Origin of the sequence: Luteococcus japonicus, assembly GCF_003752415.1 — a bacterium.
In the GTDB taxonomy this organism is placed as follows: Bacteria; Actinomycetota; Actinomycetes; order Propionibacteriales; family Propionibacteriaceae; genus Luteococcus; species Luteococcus japonicus.
Window position 1 is genome coordinate 746,398 of the sequence record NZ_RKHG01000001.1, and the last position, 21,625, is coordinate 768,022.

The following is a 21,625-nucleotide window of genomic DNA, read 5'->3' on the forward strand; positions in this document are numbered from 1 at the left end:
TCGAAGACAGCTCGGGGGAGCAGACAGTGCATCATTGACCGCTGCACCGTGGTCTGTGGTTAGCGCAACACCCTCCGAGGAGCAGCCCCAGACAATGAACGCAGCCAATGGCCCCACGCGACGCACCGTACTTGGCTCAGCCGTTGGTATGAGCATCGCCTCCGTCCTGCCGTATTGCTCCGCGTTCGAGGCAGCAGCCCAGGAATCCCCAGACCAACTCATCCTCCCGCACCAGTCATTCGGGAAGAGCACGCTCCCGGGGATTGGCACCTTCCATAGCCTCCCACTCACGCTCGACAAGAGCCTGCGGAGCGAACTGACGGTCAAGAATCGCCCTTCCCATGTCATTCCACCGGAGTTCGTCCACGCGGATGCCATGAGTCATCAGATCGACGGCATCCCGCTCTACAACAACCCTGAACCGCCCCGGCATGTCCGGAGAGTGAATTCGTTGAAAGGATCACTCTCATGGCACGTCCTTCGAAGTACCCGCCCGAGTTGCGCCAGCGGGCTGTCCGGCTGGTGATGGAGTCCCGCGAGGAGCACGAGACTGAGTTCGCCGCGATCAGGTCGGTGGCCGCCAAGTTGGGGATCACCTCGCCCGAGACGCTGCGCAAGTGGCTGCGCCAGGCCGAGATCGACCAAGGCGTCCGTCCTGGGGTGACCAGTCAGGAGTCGGCCGAGTTGAAACGGCTGAAGCGGGAGAACGCCGAACTGCGCCGCGCGAACGAGATCTTGAAGGCAGCCTCGGCTTATGTGGGTGATCGGTGTCAAGCGGTGGCGTGATCGAGGTCTTCGAGTAGGTGGGTGTAGATCTCGGCGCGGCGGGTTTGTCCTTTGGCGCAGGCGTCGTTTCGTTGGGCGATGAGGGTGGGCCGGTGGTGGTGGGTGGTGAAGAACATGGGGCAGGTTTCGCAGATCGTTTCGTAGCGGCAGTCGAGCTCGACGGGGCGGCGGCAGTAGCCGTTGCCCAACAGGCGTTTGTCGACTTCGGCGTGCAGGGCGGTCATGGCTGGACCGGCGGCCTCGGCGGGCAGGACGGGGATGGCGGGCTCGGTGGCTTGGTAGAGGGCTTCGATCTTGTTGGTGACCTGGAAGTACTGGTCGGCGACGGTGCGGTCACCGATGCGGGCGTAGACCATCGTCATCGACAAGTCGGCGTGGCCGAGCAGCGCGGCGATCGCTTCGAGGCTCATGCCTCGGTTGATGGCTTGGGTGGCGAGGGTGTGTCGCAGCTGGTGGGGGTGGACGTGGCCGATACCGGCGGCGGTGGCGGCTTTCTGGACAGCTTTGTCGACGCGGGTTGGTGGGATGGGCCGTCCGCGTTCGAGCAGGAGCAGGTCGCTGGCCTGCCAGGACGGGCGGTGGGCGATCCAGGTGTCGATGAGGGTCTTGAGGGCCGGGTCGAGGGGGATGTAGCGGTCGGTGTGGAGTTTCCCGACCGGGGTGCGAAGCCAGTAGCCGGTGCCGATCTGGACGACGGCGTTGATGCGCAGGCCGAGTAGTTCGCCGCGGCGCATGCCGGTGCGGGCCAGGATCTGGATCATCAACCGGTCGAGTTCGTCGGGTAGCTGGGCTGCGGCGGCCATGAACGCGGTAGCGCGGGCATCGTCGAGGAACTTCGGCAGGGGCTTGTCCAAGCGTGGACGGTCTTCCCGGAAGACTAGAGCGCGGGTGGGGACATCGGGGTAGTCCCATTCGGTGATGCGGGTGAAGAAGGTGTGCAGGTGACCCATCCGCATGCCCAGTGTGGTCTTCGACAACCCGGGCTGGCCGCGGTAGCCGGGTCGTTGGTCGAGCCAGTCCCGGTAGCCCTCGATGTGGCAGCGGTGCAGGTCGGCGATGCGCTCGGCATCGGGGTGGTGGGCGATGAGGTATCCGGCGAACTGCCGCAGCGTGGTCTCGAACAGTGCCACTGATGAGGGCCGCAGCGAGGCGTGGCATTGCTGCAGGTAGCGGCGCATCGTGGCCGCCATCACGGGGACATGGGTGGTGATCTGTTCCCAGTCGACCTCGGCGGCGCTGCGCGCCGCCCATGGCCGGCGGATGGCTGGTAGGGGTGCTTGACCGCGGTGGAACATCACCGCGTCGAGGCCGAACAGCGGCGTCGACAAGCATCGGGGCGGCGCGCTCGCTCGGGAGGCCATCACGCCATCGAAGTAGCTGGTGCGCGCCTGCTGGTAGGTCTGTGTGGTCAGGGCATCAGGGCTGGTGCCGGCGATCGCGCAGATGCGCGCCAGGTGGGACCACATGCGTCGGCTCTGTTTCGTGGTGAAGCCCAGCTCGAGCGCTTGGGTGGCGAACCTGTCGCGCTGCTCGGGGTAGGCGTCAGCGATGTAGATGCCCCAGTGACAGCATGACTGGGAGACGAAGTCCGGGGTGACCGGCAGGCTGGTGGCGATGGCAGCATGCGCTGCGAATGACATCACCTCGGTGCGGACCTGGCGGCGTTGCTCGACACTGGCGTGGTTCCAGCCGTCGAGATCACCGAACAGCCGTCCGAAGCGCTGTGCCGCCAAGCGCCGGCCCTTCGCCGACGCTGAACTGGAAGCAGCCGCAACATAGGAGGCCGTCACCTCATCGAGAGCCGCACTGGTGCTGACAGGGGCAACAGCAGTCATGGGCGTGGCCCTTCGACGATGGGTGGGTAGATGTCGGCCAGGACGTGCATGGCGTCGCGGTACTGGTCAGCGAGCCAGTCGTTGGACAAGTGGAGGTAGATGCGGGTCGTCTCCAGGTTGGCGTGGCCGGCCTGCGCCTGGATCGCCTCCAAGGCCATGCCCGCCTCCCTCAGCCGGGTGAAGCATGTGTGACGCAGCTCATGGCAGGTCGCGTGGCGTAACCCCGCCCGTTGACGGGCCCCAGCAAGGACTTCATCCAGCCCTGCTGCGCTCAACGGCATGCCGCGGCGGGGCCCCTTCAACACCACGAACACCAGCCCGGTGTCACACCCCGGTGGCCGTTCGGTGGTCAAGTAGGCGGCCAGGTGGGTGAAGAACGCATCAACGACAGGGACGATACGTTCGTGGCCGCCCTTGCCCTGATGGACGAACACCCGTCCATCGCCCAGCTGGATGTCTGCCAGACGCAGGCCCAGCACCTCACAGCGTCGCAGCCCGGCATGCAGCATCAGCGTGACCATCGCCCGGTCCCGCTCGGTGCGCAATGCGCCCATCAACGCGACCGCCTCACCCGGCGGCAGCACCTGTGGCAGCCGTTTCGGAGCCCGGACCAGAGGCGAGCCCCGCAACGACCGTGACCGGGGCGTCATCGACCGTGGAACCGGCTGACGTTCACAGACACCGCGGGTGACCAAGTAGTCGAACAACGACGTGACCGTCGCCAGCCGGCGCTTGATGGTCGAAGCTGCCAGGCCTGGCTCGCCGTCGACCAGCCGGACCACGTTGCCGCCGTGGCGAGGTTCACGCTGCTGTTCGATGAAGGCCAACACATCCGCCGTGTCGACCTCGACCGGGGGTTTGCCCACGATGGTGAAGAAGACCTTCAAGTCGAACGCCTGAGCCAGCACCGAATTCGGTCGTAGGCGGGCCGCGGTGAACTTCAGGTACTCGTCGGTCCACGGCTCACCCAACCTGGGTGGCTGCCCCTCCACGAAAACCAGCTTCGGCACGAACCCAACCATGACCGGCCCCCAGCCGCTCGACGACACCACCATCGTCACCGCCGCGTCGCCGCGCTGTTCCACCGGGGTCAAGATCACCTACATATCAAGCCTTTCTTCGCGGCGGAGCTCGACCGCCCCGGCAGGTACTAGTCGATTTCGTCGACGCCCAGCGTGACCGGTTCGGGGTCGAGCCGATCTGCAAGGTCTTGCGTGAGCACGGCTACCAGATCGCCCCGAGCAGCTACTACGAGGCCCGCCAACGCAGATCCTCGGCCAGGGCCCGTCGGGACCAGCAGCTGGTCGAGCTGATGCGCCAGCTGCGCGAAGCCAACCGGTTCCTGACCCGCTTCGGTGCGCGCAAGATGTGGATCTTCCTGCGCTCGCAAGGCCATGACGTAGCCCGCTGCACCATCGAGCGGCTCTACCGCGCCCAGGGCTGGCAAGGAGCAACACGTCGGCGCAGGTTCAAGCCCATGCCCTCGGACGGGACACCGCGACCGGCTGACCTGGTCGATCGGGGGTTCTGGGCTGCCCGGCCCAACCGGTTGTGGGTCGCGGACTTCTCCTACGTGCCGACGTGGTCGGGGATGGTCTACGTCGCGTTCGTGATCGACGTGTTCAGCCGCCAGATCGTGGGCTGGCGCGCTGCCACGCGCATGACCACCGACCTCGTCCTCGACGCGCTGGAACAGGCCCTGTGGTCACGCAAACAGCAAGGCATCACCAGCTTCACGGGACTGGTCCACCACACCGACGCCGGGTCCCAGTACGTCAGTTTTGCCCTCACCCAACGGCTGGTCGAGGCCGGCGTCGATCCGTCGGTCGGGTCGAACCACGACCCCTACGACAATGCCTTGGCCGAGTCCACGATCGGGCTGTTCAAAGCGGAGCTGATCCGGCCCGAGGGCCCCTGGCGCAATGTCGAGCACGTCGAGCTCGAGACCCTGCGCTGGGTCGACTTCTACAACACGATCCGCCCCCACGAAGCCCTGGACGACCTCACCCCGATGCAGGCCGAAGACCTCCACTACCATCGGCTCAAGCTCACCGCCTGAGCCACCAAACCAAGTCTCCGGACACCCCGGGGCGGTTCACCCCAAGATGACCGGTCGGGAGTGGGCCTTGCACGTCATCCACGCCACCACCATCTCGGGGGACTGGCTCAACAACTACGTCGAGACAGGTCGCCGGGAATGGCTCGAAAAGGCCATGGGAGTGATTCGTGGACTTTGCAAGCGTGCCACTCGTCGTCCGACTCCCCATGGCACTGCTCTGTTCCCCAAGTACGAGTTTCCCTACCGTCTTGGGGGTGGCCTGACCGGGACGATGCCCAACCCGTGGTACACCAGCTTTGCCAACTCGCGGGTGCTGAACCAGGCCACTCGCATCTACTACCTGACCAAGGCGCCCGAGTTCAAGACGTTCGCGGATCAGCTGTTGGCCGCCTACTCGGTCGGCCAGGACAAGAACGATCCCTCCTTGCCATGGTTCATGGCCGTGGACTCTGACGGCTATCTGTGGCCGGAGGAATACCCGCTGCAGGACGGCGGGATCACGAAGGTGATCAACGGCACCCCTTCCGGTTGGTGGGGAGTCCAGGCCTACGGGGAGCTGATCGGGGAGAACGACCTGATCCGAAAGGTGAACGCCGGGGTCTGCGCAACGATGATGCACTGCGCTGACGTGGTGCGGCAGCCGGGCATGATCAGCCGCTACTTCGCTGAAGGCAACTACGCATCGCGGCTGTACCACTTGGTGAATCTGGCTACCTTCTCATCGATGTGGCAGGTCTCAGGTCATCTGCCGTTTGCCCATGTGATGGATGGGCTGATGTGTGACTGGAACGTCAATCAAGGCTTTACCTGGAACGAGTTCTCCCGTGGTCGGCCCCACGCGCTGTTCCTTCCGAGTCGGACAATCCTCTACGTGCGCCAGACCCGCTCCGATGGGACGCCCCTGGCCGCCAAGCGATGGTCCACACCCCGCGAACTGCTCTTGACCACCAAGACTCGGTGGCGCTACGGGCCCGGACAGCCGGTGTGGAGTCAAATGGCAAACGGCCCGCTCACTGGCTGGTGGGTGGCCGAACAGCCGGGTCGGGCACGACAGGCAGCGTCGGTGAGGGGCATGACTCTCCGGGGAGAAGCACTCGACCGCGAACGACCTGATTTTTTGCCATTCACCCACCGACCGATACCCCTGACATTCAAGGCGAACACCAACATCACCGCATACACCTACGATCCTGCGGGCCGCGTCACATCCCGCGTCACCAGAAGATGGACCCGTAACAGCATGGCCCGCGCCGATGCCCTGTCGACCATCAATGGCGCCCCTCACGCACGCCTCCTCGAGGGCGCTTTCGCTGGGAAGTGGACCCCGCTGACCTCGGCCACGGTCTGCATCACTGGTCTCTGACTGAAATTCGCCCATGCCCGGCAGCCAAGCCGACGCGACTCACTGGGGCACGGAGTTGGCGTCCTGGATCACCGTGCGGGGCGCGACCGCACGACCATGATCCGAGACATCGTGGGTGACGACGGCGTTGGCACCGATCGCGGCCTTCTCCCCGATGTGGATCGGCCCGACGAGGACGGCCCCGGCGCCGACGTCGACCCCGTCCGCGAGCTGCGGGACGTGCGCGGCCTGGTCACCGTCCACGTCGCCGCGAAGGCCGATGGTCACGTTCTGACGGATCACCACGTCATTGCCGATCACCGCGTCGCGATGGATGACGATGCCGCTCTGGTGGGCCAGCTTCACGCGCCGGCCAACCGTCGTCTCTGCGGGGAGCTCGATACCGTAGACATTGCGCGCCATCAGCAGCCCGGCCCTGCCCACGCGTGACAGTACTGCGGCCCCTGCCCGGGTTGCCCCGGGCATCTGGCCCCAGTTCGCGAGCCGGTGGAAGACGACGGTCTGGGCTCCCGGGGTCTTCATGCCGTGATTGGTCTGCCGGTCTTCCCGGATCACGTCGATGCCGGGCCACCGCTGCGCCAGCCGCTCCACCCACCACCGCTGGGCGGCCACCCGCTCCTCTCCTTCTGGGCCGTTCGTCATGTTCTGCATGTCCATCACTCCCCCGTTCGGACAGTTCGTCGATGACTCAACCTCTCGAAACTAACCCGGGCCGCAGGCCGGAGTGAAGGGTGCCCGCATGTCGGAGGACGAAATGACACCGTCTCCGCGAGATCGTCAGGCGGTGTGCGAGCTAGGGTCTGGGCATGTCCGATCCATCCATCGACGAGACCACCGTCCGGGCGGAACTGGCCGTAAAGGCCGCCGAGTTGCGTTCCCGGATCTCCGAGCTGACCCGCCCGGTGGAGGGCGGCGCCACCATTGGCTTCGGCAAGCGGATCGGCGAGGGAACCACCCAGGCCATTCAGCAGATGGAGGACGCCTCCGCAGCGCAGGCGCTCGCCGAGGTGCTCGACCAGGTGCAGCGCGCCCAGGCGAAGTTCGACGAGGGCAGTTATGGCAACTGCGACGTGTGTCGCCAACCGATTGGCGAGGCGCGCCTGGACTTCCGCCCGTGGTCCACCCGGTGCATGGAGCACGCCGACGTCTGAATGGGATCGCTCACCAAGGCCTGGGGGTACCGGTCCAGTCCTTGGTGATGGTGGGTTCTCTGCGCGCTTGAAGCACCCGGACCAGGACAAATCCCGTGAAGTAGCCGAGGCTCTGGGCGATCCTGGGCGTCGGATGGTTCGCGATGGCGCTGAGGCAGCAGGACAGCAGAATTGCCATGCCCAACATGAGCCCCACTGCCGGCCTCCAGGACATCCGCTGGATCCTCGGGTCCACCAACTGACCCGAACCGCCACCCAGCTGCTTGACCCATTCCGCCAAGACCCTGGCCGTCGGGTAGGCGGTGTCCCGCCAGAGCGGCTTGGCGGACAGGGGCAGGGTTCGCCCGTCCTCCAGAACCAGCACAGGGAACTCCTGATCGTTGAAGCTCACCACCCTGGCAACCTTCCGGGCAGCAATCCGCCGCTGACCAGAGCTACCGTCGAGCACAAACTCCTCGCCTTCCAACCGACATGATTCGACGTCGGGGCGGCGCAGCACGTAGTAGGCCGTACCCGCGACCCAGATGGCCGCTGAGAGCCAGCCCCACCACGCAACGGGGTGGAAGAAGGCCGAAGCCGCCACGGCAAGGGGAAGGAGCAGGAGACGACCGGCTGCGAGGCGACGTTCGCGACGCCCCTCCTGGAGCGGAATCACGATAGGACCGTCCACCGTTGTGATCACCGTTTCACCTCCTGGGGCTTGGATTCCTGCAGGCTAGCCCGATTCCCATCGGTCACCAAAGCCCTTGGGACGGCTCAGGAAGACCCGCCGTCGCTGGCTGGACTTCGCCGCTCACAACCACACGCACCAACTGGGAAGACGACCTGCTCCCCTCTTGGGGCAACCCCAAATGATACGTGCGTACCAGAAAGGGCTAGGCTCCATTCCGTGCCACAGACGCCCTTGCCATCGGAGGTAAGCACCGGGCTCCGGGACTCAATCCCGATCGCGGTGGGGTACTTCGCGACGTCGCTCGCATTCGGTGTCTACTGTGCCCATGCCGGGATCGAAGCGCTCGGCGCCGCGGTGATCTCGATGACCAACCTGTCGAGCTCCGGGCAGTTCGTCGGTGTCACGCTCTGGACCGATCACGCGGGGCTGCTCGAAGTGGGCGTCGCCATCTTCCTGATCAACCTGCGATACCTACTGATGTCCATCTCACTCGGGCAACGCCTGGACACCTCCGTGACGTGGTGGCAGCGCATGTTGATCGCGGCCGGCATCACCGATGAGATCTACGCCCTGGCAATCCGACGTCCCCGGGTCACCGTGACGAGCTACCTGTCGATGATGGTGCTGCCGATCCTTGGCTGGACGTCGGGAGCAGTGGTGGGCGTGCTGCTCGGTTCCATCCTCCCGCCGCTGCTCAATGCCGCCTTCGGTGTGGTTCTCTATGCCATGTTCGTCTCGATCGTGGTTCCGGTCGCGAAGTCCTCGCGCCCGGTGCTGTGGACCGTGCTGGCCGCGGCGGGGCTGAGCTGCCTGATGCACTGGCTCCCCGTGGTGCGCCACATCCCGACGGGATGGCAGATCATCATCGTCACCCTGATCGCCTCGGCGTGGGCGGCCACGATGTGGCCTCGTCCGGAGGCTCGAATCGGCCCGCCGGCACCCGAGAGCGGGGTGGAGGCATGAGCCTGGCTGTGTGGATCCTGGTGATGGCCGGTGTCACCTATTCGCTCCGCGTGATTCCCTTGCTGCTGATCAAGCGTGAGATCACCAGCGTGTGGTGGCAGTCCTTCCTGCTCTACCTGCCCTACGCCGTGCTCACCGCGATGACGGTGCCGGCCATGGTGCTGGCCACCCGCAGCCCGGTCTCGGGCCTGGCGGCCCTGATCGTGGCGAGCCTGGTCGCCATGCGCGGACGGAGCCTTGGCGAGGTCACCGTCGCAGCCGCAGGAACCGTCGTGGTTGTGGAGGCCCTGCTGGGCCTGTAGTCCTGGCCCATACCCACGGGGCCGAACCAGGTCTGGCAATCCGACTTCCGTGACTACGAGACTGTCGATGGTGGGACCTGGCGGATAGCTGGGGTCGCGGACTATTACTCGAAGTACGAGTTCGGCTGGCACTGGTCACCCACCGCGAACCAGCACGACGCGATCGCCGGGGTCGAATGCGACTCGCGGAGGCCGAGCGATGCTCGACGGCGTGTCCATGGCCGAGCATCTGACTGATCCCGATACGGGTGAGATCGTCCCGATCACGCTGGTCACCGCCAACGGCGGACTGTTCCGCTCGTTCCGGTTCGAACACTTCATCACGGCACATCCTGAGCTGAGGCATGTTCGGACTCGCGTCAGGACGCCGGGCCAGAACGGCGTCCGCGAACGAACCTTCCAGGGCCTGAGGTACGAGCGGCTGCACCGCGAGCAGATCGACGACGCCCTCGACCTGGTCCGGGAAGCCGATGCATACCGCGTCGACTTCAACACCGTGCGAGCACACGAACGCCTGTCCTGGAACCGGCCTTCAGATGTCCACCGCGGGCTGGCGGACCCGACATCCCCAACTTTCCCGAGCCCGAAAATCCTGCCAACTGCTTGACGCGGGACAGCACCTGCTCGATCGCCAAGGAGGGCGCCCCTCATGCCTGGCGCGTCCCCAAGCCCTCCCCTCCTCGGTGCCCGGCATCATCATTCCGTGGTGTGTTGAGTCCTCGTGACGGGACTGTCGGCGTCTCCGACATGCTGGGGTGGTTCACCTGCGAGGGCCGCGACAAATTCACGCCACACTCCCCCAGCCAATGAGCACCGAAATGGACCCCACCGCGTAGTGATGGACATGAAGAGCCAGTCGCACAACCACCCGGCCACTCTGGCAGGCCCCGCCGCGACCGAACGAGCAGGCGGTCGACACCACGCGACCGTGGGAGATGCGTGGGGCATACGCGTGGGCCGAACATGCCCCACATTGGGCCCCACTCAAGACGGACAAAACGAAGAAGGCATCTCCCCTAGTCACACCGGGGAAAGATGCCTTCTCAAAAAACCATTTATACCGGTCGGGGCGACAGGACTCGAACCAAAGCACTTCACCCGCGTTCCCCCGGTTGACTAGGCGTTTCCCCCGTGGACCCGGAACCCATTGCGGCGCCGTGGGACATATGTGGGACACAGTGGGCGGTGGTACACACCAGACCTGCACCTTCGGCAGGCTCATTGCGAGCATGACTGCCTCACGGCATCAGCAACCATGCGCCTTCGTCGGCTATCCACATCTTGCTCACGCAGGAACCATCAAGGACCGGGTCCAGGAACTTTGCCATGAGCGCTCGTGCAGCTGCGGCGTCGTACGCGCGGATGGCGGGGATCGTCTTCGCCTTGGCTGCGTAGACGCGTCCCCAGGCCGCGGGGACCATGAAGGCGCTGGGAAGGTCGAGTCTGCGCATCAAGGCCTCGGCCGCCAGGGCAATGCGTAGCTGGTCACCGTTGATGTCGTAAGTGGCGGCGATGAGGACAAGGTCCACGAGGTCCTTCTCCCGCGACGATGGCCGGCCCCTGTGGCCTTCCAACGTCGCGCAGGCCTTGCCCGCGATCTGGTCCACCAGGGGATAGAGCCGGTAGGCAGCCGAGGGCAGCCGGGGCAGGTCGAGCGCATTGGCGGGGTGCTGGATCTCCGGCGGCACTGTGGTGGCCACCTTGACCACCAAATTCACGTTCAACCTCCCGCGTCTGGCGGCGCCAATGTAGACCTCGAAGCTGACGCGATAGCCCTCAGCGTAGGGCTGCTGGTCACCACCAAGGGTGGTCCGGTGGCCGACATACTCGAAACGAAACCAATCACCTAGATCACGACCGGCAGCCGCACGAAGCTCTGCAAGCGCATCGTCCAGGCCGCGACCCTTCAGGAACAGATCGAGGTCCGTCGTCGACCGTGCCGCGGGAACCCGCGCCAGCAGGCTGGCCCCGCCCTTCAGCATCCAACCCCCGTCCGAGAGGAAGAGACGGGTCAAGAATCTGTCGAAGTACGCCTGCGGAAGCTGTCAACCTGTGTGGAGACACTCGCGGCGGGTTTGCTCGTCGAGGATGCCGTCGGGGTTGAGCCAGGCATGTGCGGGTGGTGTGGCCAGGTGGGGTGGCTGAGTGAATCGTTGGGGATATCGGTGGGCGAGGGCCTCAAGAGTGGCTTGGCGTCGGTGGTGGACCTGGTGCCAGGTGCCGTCGTGAACCGACTGGGGCGTGTGGCCGGCCAGGGATGAGTGGGCGTGGTGCTGGTTGTAGTCGGTGACCCGACGTGCGGCCCAAGACCGGGCGGCGTCGAGGTCGGTGAAGTATCCGGGCCAGTCACGGTGGTACTTCGCGGTCTTGAACCATGACTCCATGTGGGGGTTGTCGTTGGAGACCCGCGGCCGGTTGCGGGAGCGGGTGATGCCCATCGCGCGGAACACGCGGGCGAGTTCGTCGGACATCATCGACGGACCTCCATCGGAGTGGACGATGCGGGGATGGACGCCGTGCGTGGTGAATGCGGTGGTGAACATGTCGGCAGCCAGCTGGTCATCCTCGCAGTCCTCGACACGCCAAGCCATGATCCGGCGGGAGAACACGTCAATGACGGCATACAGGTTGAACCATTGGCCCTTGTACCGGCCGGGCAGCTTGGTGATGTCCCAGCACCACACCTGGTTGGGGCCGGTGGCATGCCACTGCGGCATCGCCGACGAGCGCTTGCGGGAACGTCGAGCAGTGGTGCAACGGATCCGTTCGGCGCGGGCGATGCGGTACCAGGTCGACAACGACGCCACCGGATCCCCGGCGTCCAACGCGTCGAACCACGCCTGATACGCGCTGATTCCCTGCTGCGCCGCCGAGCGCAACAGGCCGATGATGCGCTGCTGGTCCTGCTCCCCGACCCGGTTCGGGTAGGCCCGCCCCCGGTGTGGTGTCGGGCTGGCGATCCCGGGACGGGGATGACTGCGGTAGTGCCACGACGAACGCGACAACCCGATCACCGACAACGATCGCCGCAGGCTCCAACCCGCCTGGCGCAGGTCGTCCACCAGCGCCTGTTCGGCCGCCAAGAACCGCTCCTGCTCGGCGCTGACCTGCCCCGTCACTCGCCGTTGGTGGGCCCCTGCCTGACGGACAGCTGCTGCAAGAGCCCGATAGCTTTTCCCAACGCATCATTGGCCCGGGTCAACGACTCGATCTGCTCCCGAGCCTGCCGCGCCTCTTCCTCACGAGCCTGACGCTCGATGGCCAACTGCGCCTTCAACCGGGCGAACTCCGCCCCATCCGTGGCACTCATACGCGCAGTATCGCGAGGCTCCAACCCCAACTCCAAGTCCCCATACAAGTACTGCCGACGCCACGACTGCATCCGCCGCTGGGAAACCCCATGCTCATCCAGCCACCGCCCCTTCGACCCCTGCGGCAACACCAAGTACTCAGCCACCAACTCCGCCCGCTCCCTCGCGGTCCGCTGCTCAATCATCACGGCACCTCCCTGACTCACAACCAGCTTGCCAATCAGGGCTGCTGGATCAAATCACCGACACTACGATCGGGTTCCAGCTTGGCTGCCTTCCGGGCGGCGTCCTTGATGGCGGCTTCTACCGCGACTGGCGTCGGGTATGGCTCGGGGATCATGGTTCCAGCTTCCTCACTTGGGACGGGATGTTGCTCGCCAGTGCTTCACGGATGGGCTGGAGCATCTTCGAGGTGGCTTCCTGCTGATCCTTCAGGAGGTTCTGGGGGATGGTCAGGGCCGCCAGCGCTGGGGCAAACTGCTCCAGACCCTGAATCCTGAGCGGCGTGACGACTGGCTTCATGGCTGCGAGATCGGGGAACAGGTTCCCCAGAACGCGGGCAGCCAGTTCCGGCGCAGAAGAGACGCGGGCCGCGACGCTGTCGATGTCGAGGCCAGCGAGTTCCTCGAGCCGATGCAGCAGAGCAGCGCCGCCACCCTGGGGAAACCCGTTGCGTTGAGCCAGCGGCCCCAGGAGCTCCTCCAGGCGGTCGCGGTTGACGGTCATGCGCAGGCTCGCGTCTCGGTAGGCATCGGAAACAGTGCTCAGGTCCTCGTTCGTCTCGACCAGGTCGGCGATGGTACGTTCCACCGTCGTGACGGGCAGGCCTCCGGCGATGGCGATGTCACTGTCGGGAAGCTTGCGTGTCCGGTAGCGGATGTCGGTCTTCTGTGTCTGCCGCCGTGCCGCGGTGGTGAAGCTCACTATCGTGGGGCGAAAGCCGCCAATCTCGAGCAGGTTCGCCGCGGACGCCAGCGAGACGACAACCTCCGACCGATGGTGGGCCAGCCGTTCATAGGCCAGCGCGGTTGGCTTCGTGGAAAGCCACGCAGCACGGAGATCGTCAAGTTCACCAGAAGGAGTTCCGCCATCCCGGTAGACGCCATGGGCAAGCCTCACCAAGTCGCCCGTGTCAGCGAGCCGGCTCAGCTGCATGTGACTGACGCCGCGCGCAAGCGCCTGCCGAGACGTCACCAGACCCCACTGAGACCCGGTGATCTCAGCCAGGGTCCTGCGCACCTCACCACTCTTCATGCTGGAATACTAACATTCATTATGTTAGTAACCAAGCAGATGCGATAAGTTTGACAGGAGAGAGCTCCGGCACACAGGGCCTCCAATCGAGGTCCAAGTCCGGCGCCGTAGCATGCCAGTGCGCTTTCGGGAACTTCATCGTCCATCCCAGATCTTCGCGAAGGAGATCGCACTGAAGACAGCGACCGCACGCTGCCGCGCAGACACCCTGTGGATGACAACATTGCGCAGACCCGCAATGGCTGGCCAAGGCACCTGCGGCATGTCGTCCTTAGTCTCGTCGCTCAGAGCGCGAACTGCCTCGCCCATGACCGCAAGGTCGCGCAGGACCGCCTCGAATGCCCTTTCGCCGAGCTGCTCGTCACCGAAGTGCGTCGCGTACTCACGGCATTGTCGATGCTCGCAACGATGTCGCTGAGCCCCCGCTCGTCCGACCGACTCACAACGGCACCGCATCTGCCAGCGCCGTCTCCGCAATCCCGTGACGCAGAATCGAGGCCGTCACGACGTCAACCCGGCAGCCGAGCAGGCCGCCTAACTCCCCGGTCAGCCCCGCAATTCGGAGCAGGTCATTGCCTTGGCCGGGAACCAGATCAACCAGCACGTCAATGTCGTTCTCGGAGGTCGCCTCACCACAAGCCACCGACCCGAACAGGCGCGGATTGACCGCGCCATAGCGACGAAAGACCTCATCGATGCCCTGAGCATGCGCATCGAGACGCACGCGCGCATCCCGGCCCTCCACAGTCATCGTCATGAATCGATCCTACCGGCACCCTGATGCTGCCGCCGACCTGCCGCACCTCGATCTGCAGCGCCTCACCCGAGCAGCGGCGTGGACCTTCCAGATGAGGTCACTGCGGCCAGCTCACCGTGCCAGTCCCGCCGCGTCGAACTCCTGTTGCAGCCGCGGACGACGGCGATGGACCTCGCGCATCTCACGAACGACGGCATCGAGATCATCGCCTTGGCCAGCGGCGACGGCGAACCGCCGGGCCCGAACCAAGAGATTCGCTGCGACGCGGTAGTGCCGCGCACCCGTCTCGCGGAGCTCATCGTCGGCGAGCCGAACCAGGACAGGCATAGCCTCGTCTGGATGGGACAGGCCCCTCGCCTCAGCCAGTTCACCCCACAAGCCAGCGCCCACCAGGTCCGCGTGCTCGTGGGCCACTTGCCACGCGGAATCCACATCAGCCAGCTGGCGTAATAGGAAGGCCACGGCCTCCCACGGGCGTCCCTTGAGGCGTCCAACCACCTGCTGCTGCAGTCCGGGCCATCTGTCGCCCGCAGCTGCGTGCACCTGCGCCGCGGTGCTCTGGTTCGGCCATCGCTCAAACAGCTCCAGGCTGGACGGCAACACCTCGCCGGGGCGGTGTTCTGCCAGCAAGTCCCGCCACAATCTGCCTGCCCGAAGCGCCTGGTGCTCGGGTGGCATCAGGGCCGCCCGCCGGGCCCAGTCAATGGCCCGCTCCACGTCTGCGATCTCAACGAATGCCTCAGCCGTCTTTAGCGCCCAGGCCGAAACTGACCCGTCTCTGGCGTGAGTGGCGATGATCGCCTCCACATCACGGTCGAGCACGGCGAGCCGGCGGGCATTGTGTTCCAGCACGAAACGTTCATGCGAGTAGCCGTCGCGAGCCTGCGCACACCCAGCCAGGTCGGACTGTCGTCGGGCCAGTTCCGCGCGGTAACGCGCGATGCCCGCTTCCCTCAGCACCGGCGCGTAGGCCACCGGATCCAAGGTGAAGAAGTCGCACTCCTCGTCGAATTGGAACTTGATCATCCACGCCACCAGCCGTGCCACCGGCACCTTGGCCGCCGTTGCCGTCACCGGATGCAGCGCAATCAGGCGCTGACAGGCGTCCCCGATGATCCCGGCCGAATCATCGGCACGCATGATGATCCGAAGCGACGACATCAACGCCCGCTGACACACGTCATGGACCACCGAGGCATCCTCGACGCCCACGGCCTCCTCGAGGATGTCAACGGCCTCGTGCATCTGGGAGCCGTGCTCATTGGCCGCCCGATACCGATGCAGGTCACCACTCGAGCGGATCAAGGGCAAGACCTCGTCGGCCAGGTCGCTTCGCATGCATCCATCCTGCCACCGGCGACATTCATGGCACACCCCTGGCAATTGGCCCTGCACCACAGGGTCAGGAAGCCTCGCTCACACCCATCAATATGCATCCAGGCCCCCACAGGGTAGTCTTTTGCATACTGGAGGTGTGATGTGAAGACGACAGGTGTCCCGGCCGCCCTGGCCGCTGCCCCACTGCGCACCGTGCGCCCCTTGATGTTGCGCGACCTGTATGCCAACCCGGAGAAGGAGCTCCTACGCCTGCAACGCACAGGACGCGTCGTGCGCATCGCCCCAGGCACCTACACCGTCAAACCCGACGACATCGACCCTGACATGCCCTGGCGACCCAACCCCGAGGAAGCGGCCATGGCCTACGCCACAGCCCAGTATGGCGACCGCATCCCCGTCCTGTATGGCATCGGCGCCGCCCGCTTCCACCACGCCATCCCCCGCGCCATCGCCACCACAGTCATCGCCGTCCCGCAGCAGCACCGACCCGTCGTCCTCACTGACCAGACACAGGTGACGTTCACCACCACCGACGTCGACGCACTCGACGCCCGGCTCGAGACCGGCCGCCTGGGCGCCTTCCTCGTCACCACCCCCGAACAGACCTTCGTCGACCTGATCGCCCGACCCCAGCTCGGAGGCCTGTCCAACGAAGCCAGCGCAGCCGTCAAGGCCTTGGCCGCGCACGTCGACCCCGAAACTGCGTTGGGTATCGCGAACCCACGAGCGAGAACCCTCGCCCGGGCTGTCGAGGAGGCACTGCCATGACCACCCCAGACAACAACACACCCCCTGCCCGCCGGCCACCCCGCGCCCGGGTGACACGCCAACCAGTCGCCCCAGCGAGCTACAAGCTCTCGAACGCGGATGCGCGGGCACAGATGGAGCACTACGGCGTTCCCCGCGAGTCGATCGAGCACGACTTCGTCATCTCACATGTCCTGGCAGCCATCGCTCCCCTGCGTGACCAGTTCGTCTTCTACGGCGGAACTGCACTGAGTCGCACCATCCTTGATGGCCTGCGTCTCAGCGAAGACATCGACCTACTCTCCATCGGACCCCGCCCAACGGTAGCCAAGGCGTTGGACGACGCGATCCGGACCCGACTGGCCCGGAGCTTCGGCAAGGTCACGGCTGAACCATCCCTCACTGCGGCGAAGCGAGACACCGAGGCCTGCATCTACCAGATCGGCGACACCCAGCTGCGTATCCAGCTCATCGATGGACGCAACTACATTCCGCTTCCCCACTGCACCGCACTGGTTCACCAGCGCTACCACGCTCTGCCTGACCTGGAGCTCACCACGCCCACACCGGCCGGATTCGTGGTGGCCAAGACCATGGCGTGGAGTGACACCACCCGCAACGCACCCCGCGACCTCTACGACCTATGGGCCTTGGCCACCGCCGGACACATCACCGCCGAAGCAGCACGCACCTATCGACGCATCGGCCCGACCGGCGGCTACCCCAAGCCCTGGAACCTGCCCACACGCACCCCATCCAGTGACGAATGGTCTACCTCCTTGAACCACCAGTGCCAGCCACAGGTCACTCCCCAAGAAGCCCACAACGTCACCCTCGCAGCCTGGCACCACGCCGTCACCGCTGCAGAGCAGTCGCCGCTCCAGACGGAGTACTGACCGGCCGGCACAGTCAGAACCCCCACGGCTTGGGTGGGCATGACCACTCATCCAGACGAACTGAGCACCGACCGTCCCCTCATCATCGAACAGCTGCTCCTCGAGGCCGACGACCTCAGCGCCGCCGACGCACCCCACGACCAAGTCGACGACCTCATCAACACCGCCCTGGAACTACTCACCGACCAAACGCAGGCGGTGCAGTGATGGCACGCCGACCACCCACCGAAGACCAGAAGGCAGAACGAGCAGAACAACTCGAGCACCTGCACGCGCAGATCGCCGACAAAGTCGCCAACCTCACCAGCTCCGCACAGTGGCAGGCCTGGCTGCGCGTCGCCAGCCGCTTCCACCAGTACAGCTTCAACAACACCATCCTGATCTGGACCCAACGCCCGACGCCACCCTCGTCGCCGGCTACACCACCTGGCAGAAGAGCCTCCACCGCCAGGTCACCCGCGGCGAACACGGCATCCGCATCCTCGCCCCCGTCACACGCCGCCTACCCAAACTCAAGCCCGACGGCACACCCGTGCTCGATGACAAGGGCAAACCGGTGATGGCCACCCAGATCGTCGGGGCCAAGCCGACCAGCGTCTTCGACATCAGCCAAACCACCGGCGACCCCGTCCCGGAACCGCCCCGCCCCGCCCTGCTGACCGGCCGGGCCCCGGAGGGTCTCTGGCAATCCCTCGCCAGCTTGGTCCACGCGCAGGGCTTCCGCCTCGAGAGGGGCGACTGCCACGGCGCGAACGGATACACCGACTACACCACCCGAACCGTCAAGGTCCGCGACGACGTCGACGACGCCCAAGCCGTCAAGACCCTCGCCCACGAACTCGGTCACGTCCTACTCCACCAGCCCACCACCGACGGCGCCCCGGTCTGTCGGGACAGGCGCGAGGTCGAAGCCGAATCCGTCGCCTACCTCGTAACCGCCGCCCACGGCCTCGACAGCAGCCAGTACACCTTCACCTACGTCGCCGGCTGGGCAGAGCAAGCGCTCCCCCACCACCCCGACGGCACCACCGTCGCCGATGTCATCCACGACACCGGTAGCCGAGTCCTCCAAGCCGCCCACCAGATCCTCGACGCCACCGCGGCACCAGACAACACCCAGCCCATAGGCCAAGCCCTCGCAGAGACAGTCGCCCGCAACGTCGCGGCAGACCGCACGGCGATGCTGCCAGACGGTCCGGCTCCCAGGTGGGACTCAGGGACGCGGCGATCTTCAGACCCTCCCACCAGGTTGAGGTGCCCGCGTCATCCCTCGGTCGCGAGTCCTGCAGCTCCACGTCTGTGACAGTGGCGGGCATCTGGGCGCCTTGTGAGCGGACGAACACATTTCCTGCCGCCCAGACGAACCAGACCCGTGCGGATGGCACCGTCGCGCTCGTCGTCCAACGGAGCGCTTCGTTCGCCCGCAAGCCACAGGCGGTCGCGGAGGTTGGTGGACACCCGCGACAGCGAGTAAGGCTGCGGACTCGCGGTCACTGCCTTGTCTGGTTGCTGGTGGTGCGCGGCCAGACATGGTCGAGCAGGCACAGGCCCACCGCAGCCATCAATTCCCCGCTTCAGCGGTCAGTGTTTTTCAGATGTCATGGTCCAAGTCATGCCAGCAGTGTCGTCGGAATGGACAGCTCCGCCAGCGAATGCTCGCTCCGGCAGCGGCAAGAGAGCGCGACAGCCGAAGGCTACGCACCACGCGTCAAGAGAGTGTCTTCTGGCGGGCACACTGGATGCAGTGGGAGCCCGGCGGCGAGGCGTGGCGGAGTTGCCGAGCGGGCGCCTGGTTCGTGGGCGCCGCTGGTCAGCACGCACCACTACTCCCGCCGAGCACGGCCTCTACGCCTTGTGGCACGACCCGAATCCCCATGGCCGTACACCTGGTTGAAATGGCCAGACTTCGGGCTGCCCCTGTCCCGGGAGGCAGCATGGGCTGAAATCGAGCGGGCATGGCGATTGGCGGAGGTCGAGCGGGTGGAGGTGGCCTGCGGTGGCGGACGGGGCCATACGGGGACTGCTCTGGCTGCTATGGCCATACTGGACGGGCTCGAGGCAGATGCAGCTGTCGCTTGGGTACGGGATGTGTACGACCCTGGCGCCGTCGAGTCCCCCTGGCAACGCGGGTGGCTACGCCGGCATTGAGAATAGGACCAGGACAATCACCCCACGGTCTGCGGCATGTCCGTGCGATGGTCGATGGTGCGTGCCTAGCCTCTCTAGGATGCTGGCATGGACCCTCGACTGGAAGTGCTGACTCGCCCCAGGGACGGGGCGTCGGCCACCGTCGAGGAGGAGCACGGGGCCACAACGGTCACGCTGTCTTGGGCGGATGGCGCGGAACTGCAGGCGGTACAGTACCGGGAGAACGATGTCATCCACGCCTATCTGCACGGTTGTGGCATGGGTCACCACTGGGCTTCAGCAGCTCACGTTGAGATCTTTCTGGAGACTCTGGCTTCCCACCCCACGCGCCGTTGGCGCTCTCGCTTCTCCACTCGGGTCGGGTTCGCCGACCACGAATGGTGGCTCGGAAGCCGCTTCGTCCTCCAAGGTCGCCTGCCGGATGCATCGTTCCCGGCATTGCCGGGTGGTGGATCCGCCGCCACGTGGTTCGCCCTCTTCGACGATGGCTGGCTCGTCGCCCATTCCACCGCCGGCGCAGCCATAGCCACGGTGGGAGCCCCCGAAGAGCACGGTTCCGAAGCGCAGGTCTTCAGCTCTGACGGGCGAATCCTTCGCCTGCACGAGGGCTATGACGGCTATGACGGGATCCTCGGTGTCGACTGCCTCCCCCTGGGCGGGGTCACCGAGCTGCTTCGTAGCGCCAAGAACCCCACTCCGACCGGTCTCGACGACGCGGCCCTCATGGCCTGGCACATCGAGAACAGCCGCTCCGCTGTAAGAACCATCTGATTTCGCGGGAAACGGTCGCGCCTTTCCGATCGCGGCATGAGTGCGATACCACATTGGTATCATGGAGTCATGGCAATGACTCTGCGGTTGACCGAGGACGATGAGCGAGTTCTCGCACGTCTGGCACAGGACGAGGGGATCAGCCGTCAGGAGGCCACGATCCGGGCGATTCACGAGGCGGCCGAGCGGCGGGGGCATGAGCGCAAGGTGTCGGGTTCGTCCCGTCGAGCTCGTGCGCGCTATGCCGACGTGCTGGAGCGACTCGGGCAGTGACCGAGTGCCTCGACCTGGAGGACCTGCTCGCGCTGGTCGACGACCTGCAGGTTGGTCCATTGCGTGACTTGGGCCTGCTGGACTCGGCGGCCCATCGGCCGCGAACAAGTCTGTGGGGTCGTGAGGCGTACCCGAGTCTGGACGAGAAGGCTGCTGCACTGTTGGAATCGCTGGTCCGCAACCACGCTCTCGTGGATGGGAACAAGCGCCTCGGGTGGCTCGCCACCGTCGTCTTCCTCGACATCAATGGCGCCTGGGTGGAGGCGCCGGATGACGACGCCTACGACTTGGTCATCGCTGTGGCCAGTGGGCGCCTGAGCCTCCCCGAGATTGCCGACGCGCTCGCCCGCTGGCACTAGACCGCCGCGGCAAGAGCGGGCGTCGATCAGTGCTTGCGCAGCTCCATCTCGATGAAGTCGTAGGTGCTGCCGTTGGTGGCCTGCGTGTACGTCCGGATGGTGGCGAAGCCGGCTGCTTCGTAGACCTTTGTGGCCCGCTGGTTGAATGCCGCAACGATCAGCGTGACCGGTGACTGCGTGAGCCCTTCGGTCTCCAAGAGGGCCAAGGCAGCCTGCAGGAAGCTGAGGCCACGGCCGCCTCCGGTCAGATCGGGGCGGAGGCCGAGGCTGATCTCGCAACGGTCGTCATCGCCTGTGTCTGCTGTGAAGAAGCCCACGAGGTCTTCGTGGTGGCGGACCTGCCAGAACCGGTCGGGCCATTGGGCGGCAGTGACGAACTCCTTGTAGTCCCCCATGTCAGCCGTGGCGTCGTAGAAGTCATAGGGCGCGGCGTACTTCCAGTGGTCAGCGATCACCTGGGCTGCCTCGACGGTCATTGGGGTGAAGGTCAGGCGCTCGCGCCAGTCGTTGCGGTCTGAAGTGTTCGCCATGCGACGAGTTTCGCGGGTCGCCGGGGGCACGGCAACGCAAATCTCGGCGAACCGCAACGTCCGACTTTCGGCAGTTGAGAATGCTCACGCACGGGACACGCATCTGGAC

At 65.6% G+C, this 21,625-nt stretch carries 24 protein-coding genes, 2 pseudogenes and 1 other annotated feature; of the genes and pseudogenes, 14 read left to right on the forward strand and 12 right to left on the reverse strand.

What is annotated here, in order from left to right:
• Nucleotides 1-468: 468 nt before the first annotated feature.
• Nucleotides 469-762: pseudogene (locus tag EDD41_RS03630) on the forward strand (transposase); the annotation flags it as partial.
• Nucleotides 763-770: 8 nt separating this feature from the next.
• On the opposite strand, the gene EDD41_RS03635 reads toward EDD41_RS03630, so the two are convergent.
• Together EDD41_RS03635 and EDD41_RS03640 are read right to left on the reverse strand one after the other, a co-directional pair.
• Nucleotides 771-2,621: a tyrosine-type recombinase/integrase gene (locus EDD41_RS03635; protein ID WP_123574989.1), complete on the reverse strand. Its 1,851-nt coding sequence runs from the start codon at nt 2,619-2,621 to the stop codon at nt 771-773.
• Entirely contained in the window at nt 2,618-3,706 is a 1,089-nt protein-coding gene (locus EDD41_RS03640) for a tyrosine-type recombinase/integrase (protein WP_211336573.1), read from the reverse strand. The genes EDD41_RS03635 and EDD41_RS03640 overlap by 4 nt, the downstream gene beginning before the upstream one ends.
• Nucleotides 3,707-3,731: 25 nt before the next feature.
• Nucleotides 3,732-3,861: a sequence feature (AL1L pseudoknot), on the forward strand.
• On the opposite strand from EDD41_RS03640, the pseudogene EDD41_RS03645 reads away from it, so the two are divergent.
• Both EDD41_RS03645 and EDD41_RS03650 read left to right on the forward strand, forming a co-directional pair.
• Nucleotides 3,766-4,680: pseudogene (locus tag EDD41_RS03645) on the forward strand (IS3 family transposase); the annotation flags it as partial. It overlaps the preceding feature by 96 nt.
• Nucleotides 4,681-4,747: 67 nt before the next feature.
• The gene (locus tag EDD41_RS03650; RefSeq protein WP_148060463.1) at nt 4,748-6,043 is read left to right on the forward strand and encodes a hypothetical protein; all 1,296 of its coding nucleotides are present in this window, start codon (nt 4,748-4,750) and stop codon (nt 6,041-6,043) included.
• A gap of 39 nt (nt 6,044-6,082) precedes the next feature.
• Here EDD41_RS03650 and EDD41_RS03655 read toward each other — a convergent pair whose 3' ends face one another.
• Entirely contained in the window at nt 6,083-6,694 is a 612-nt protein-coding gene (locus EDD41_RS03655; protein ID WP_170165229.1) for a serine O-acetyltransferase, read from the reverse strand.
• Between the two features lie 155 nt (nt 6,695-6,849).
• Between EDD41_RS03655 and EDD41_RS03660 the strand changes: the two genes are divergently transcribed.
• Entirely contained in the window at nt 6,850-7,194 is a 345-nt protein-coding gene (locus tag EDD41_RS03660) for a TraR/DksA family transcriptional regulator (RefSeq protein WP_123574993.1), read from the forward strand.
• A gap of 10 nt (nt 7,195-7,204) precedes the next feature.
• Here the strand turns inward: EDD41_RS03660 and EDD41_RS16740 are convergent, their stop codons facing one another.
• Nucleotides 7,205-7,849 carry a hypothetical protein gene (locus EDD41_RS16740; protein ID WP_170165230.1) on the reverse strand — a complete coding sequence of 215 codons (645 nt, stop codon included), beginning with the start codon at nt 7,847-7,849 and terminating at the stop codon, nt 7,205-7,207.
• 234 nt (nt 7,850-8,083) lie between these two features.
• Here EDD41_RS16740 and EDD41_RS03670 point away from each other — a divergent pair, with 234 nt between their 5' ends.
• The 3 genes from EDD41_RS03670 (at nt 8,084) to EDD41_RS03680 (ending at nt 9,739) form a co-directional block, all read left to right on the forward strand.
• A complete protein-coding gene (locus EDD41_RS03670) occupies nt 8,084-8,830 on the forward strand; it encodes an AzlC family ABC transporter permease (RefSeq protein WP_170165231.1) in 747 nt (248 codons plus the stop codon).
• Nucleotides 8,827-9,132 carry an AzlD domain-containing protein gene (locus tag EDD41_RS03675; protein WP_123574996.1) on the forward strand — a complete coding sequence of 102 codons (306 nt, stop codon included), beginning with the start codon at nt 8,827-8,829 and terminating at the stop codon, nt 9,130-9,132. Before EDD41_RS03670 ends, EDD41_RS03675 begins: the two co-directional genes overlap by 4 nt.
• Nucleotides 9,133-9,331: 199 nt before the next feature.
• Complete coding sequence (locus tag EDD41_RS03680) at nt 9,332-9,739, forward strand: integrase core domain-containing protein (RefSeq protein ID WP_211336574.1); 408 nt, start codon at nt 9,332-9,334, stop codon at nt 9,737-9,739.
• A 631-nt stretch (nt 9,740-10,370) separates the two neighbouring features.
• On the opposite strand, the gene EDD41_RS03685 is transcribed toward EDD41_RS03680, so the two are convergent.
• The 7 genes from EDD41_RS03685 to EDD41_RS03715 form a co-directional block, all read right to left on the reverse strand.
• On the reverse strand, nt 10,371-11,147 hold the full coding sequence (locus EDD41_RS03685) for a nucleotidyl transferase AbiEii/AbiGii toxin family protein (RefSeq protein ID WP_123574997.1): 777 nt from the start codon (nt 11,145-11,147) through the stop codon (nt 10,371-10,373).
• A 30-nt stretch (nt 11,148-11,177) separates the two neighbouring features.
• A complete protein-coding gene (locus tag EDD41_RS03690) occupies nt 11,178-12,251 on the reverse strand; it encodes an IS3 family transposase (RefSeq protein ID WP_123574591.1) in 1,074 nt (357 codons plus the stop codon).
• Nucleotides 12,248-12,442 carry a hypothetical protein gene (locus EDD41_RS16535; RefSeq protein WP_148060462.1) on the reverse strand — a complete coding sequence of 65 codons (195 nt, stop codon included), beginning with the start codon at nt 12,440-12,442 and terminating at the stop codon, nt 12,248-12,250. Before EDD41_RS16535 ends, EDD41_RS03690 begins: the two co-directional genes overlap by 4 nt.
• Before the next feature lie 337 nt (nt 12,443-12,779).
• Nucleotides 12,780-13,697 carry a type IV toxin-antitoxin system AbiEi family antitoxin domain-containing protein gene (locus EDD41_RS03700; protein WP_123574998.1) on the reverse strand — a complete coding sequence of 306 codons (918 nt, stop codon included), beginning with the start codon at nt 13,695-13,697 and terminating at the stop codon, nt 12,780-12,782.
• A 135-nt stretch (nt 13,698-13,832) separates the two neighbouring features.
• Nucleotides 13,833-14,153 (reverse strand): HepT-like ribonuclease domain-containing protein, encoded by a 321-nt coding sequence (locus EDD41_RS18085; protein ID WP_123574999.1) that lies wholly within the window; start codon nt 14,151-14,153, stop codon nt 13,833-13,835.
• A complete protein-coding gene (locus tag EDD41_RS03710) occupies nt 14,137-14,454 on the reverse strand; it encodes a nucleotidyltransferase family protein (protein ID WP_211336575.1) in 318 nt (105 codons plus the stop codon). Before EDD41_RS03710 ends, EDD41_RS18085 begins: the two co-directional genes overlap by 17 nt.
• A gap of 111 nt (nt 14,455-14,565) precedes the next feature.
• Nucleotides 14,566-15,792: a hypothetical protein gene (locus EDD41_RS03715; protein ID WP_123575000.1), complete on the reverse strand. Its 1,227-nt coding sequence runs from the start codon at nt 15,790-15,792 to the stop codon at nt 14,566-14,568.
• Nucleotides 15,793-15,933: 141 nt separating this feature from the next.
• On the opposite strand from EDD41_RS03715, the gene EDD41_RS03720 reads away from it, so the two are divergent.
• The 7 genes from EDD41_RS03720 to EDD41_RS03750 all read left to right on the forward strand — a co-directional run bounded on the left by EDD41_RS03720 (nt 15,934) and on the right by EDD41_RS03750 (nt 20,986).
• Nucleotides 15,934-16,560 carry a type IV toxin-antitoxin system AbiEi family antitoxin domain-containing protein gene (locus EDD41_RS03720; protein WP_123575001.1) on the forward strand — a complete coding sequence of 209 codons (627 nt, stop codon included), beginning with the start codon at nt 15,934-15,936 and terminating at the stop codon, nt 16,558-16,560.
• On the forward strand, nt 16,557-17,435 hold the full coding sequence (locus EDD41_RS03725) for a nucleotidyl transferase AbiEii/AbiGii toxin family protein (RefSeq protein WP_123575002.1): 879 nt from the start codon (nt 16,557-16,559) through the stop codon (nt 17,433-17,435). Before EDD41_RS03720 ends, EDD41_RS03725 begins: the two co-directional genes overlap by 4 nt.
• A 39-nt stretch (nt 17,436-17,474) precedes the next feature.
• Entirely contained in the window at nt 17,475-17,642 is a 168-nt protein-coding gene (locus EDD41_RS16745; protein ID WP_170165232.1) for a hypothetical protein, read from the forward strand.
• 109 nt (nt 17,643-17,751) lie between these two features.
• A complete protein-coding gene (locus tag EDD41_RS03730) occupies nt 17,752-18,738 on the forward strand; it encodes an ImmA/IrrE family metallo-endopeptidase (RefSeq protein ID WP_123575003.1) in 987 nt (328 codons plus the stop codon).
• Nucleotides 18,739-19,670: 932 nt separating this feature from the next.
• On the forward strand, nt 19,671-20,354 hold the full coding sequence (locus tag EDD41_RS03740) for a hypothetical protein (protein ID WP_094763820.1): 684 nt from the start codon (nt 19,671-19,673) through the stop codon (nt 20,352-20,354).
• Between the two features lie 69 nt (nt 20,355-20,423).
• Nucleotides 20,424-20,627, forward strand: coding sequence for a CopG family transcriptional regulator (locus tag EDD41_RS03745; protein WP_094763821.1), 204 nt, complete (start codon nt 20,424-20,426; stop codon nt 20,625-20,627).
• On the forward strand, nt 20,624-20,986 hold the full coding sequence (locus EDD41_RS03750; RefSeq protein WP_094763822.1) for a type II toxin-antitoxin system death-on-curing family toxin: 363 nt from the start codon (nt 20,624-20,626) through the stop codon (nt 20,984-20,986). Before EDD41_RS03745 ends, EDD41_RS03750 begins: the two co-directional genes overlap by 4 nt.
• Before the next feature lie 26 nt (nt 20,987-21,012).
• On the opposite strand, the gene EDD41_RS03755 is transcribed toward EDD41_RS03750, so the two are convergent.
• Nucleotides 21,013-21,516, reverse strand: coding sequence for a GNAT family N-acetyltransferase (locus tag EDD41_RS03755; RefSeq protein WP_123575004.1), 504 nt, complete (start codon nt 21,514-21,516; stop codon nt 21,013-21,015).
• Between the last annotated feature and the right edge of the window lie 109 nt (nt 21,517-21,625).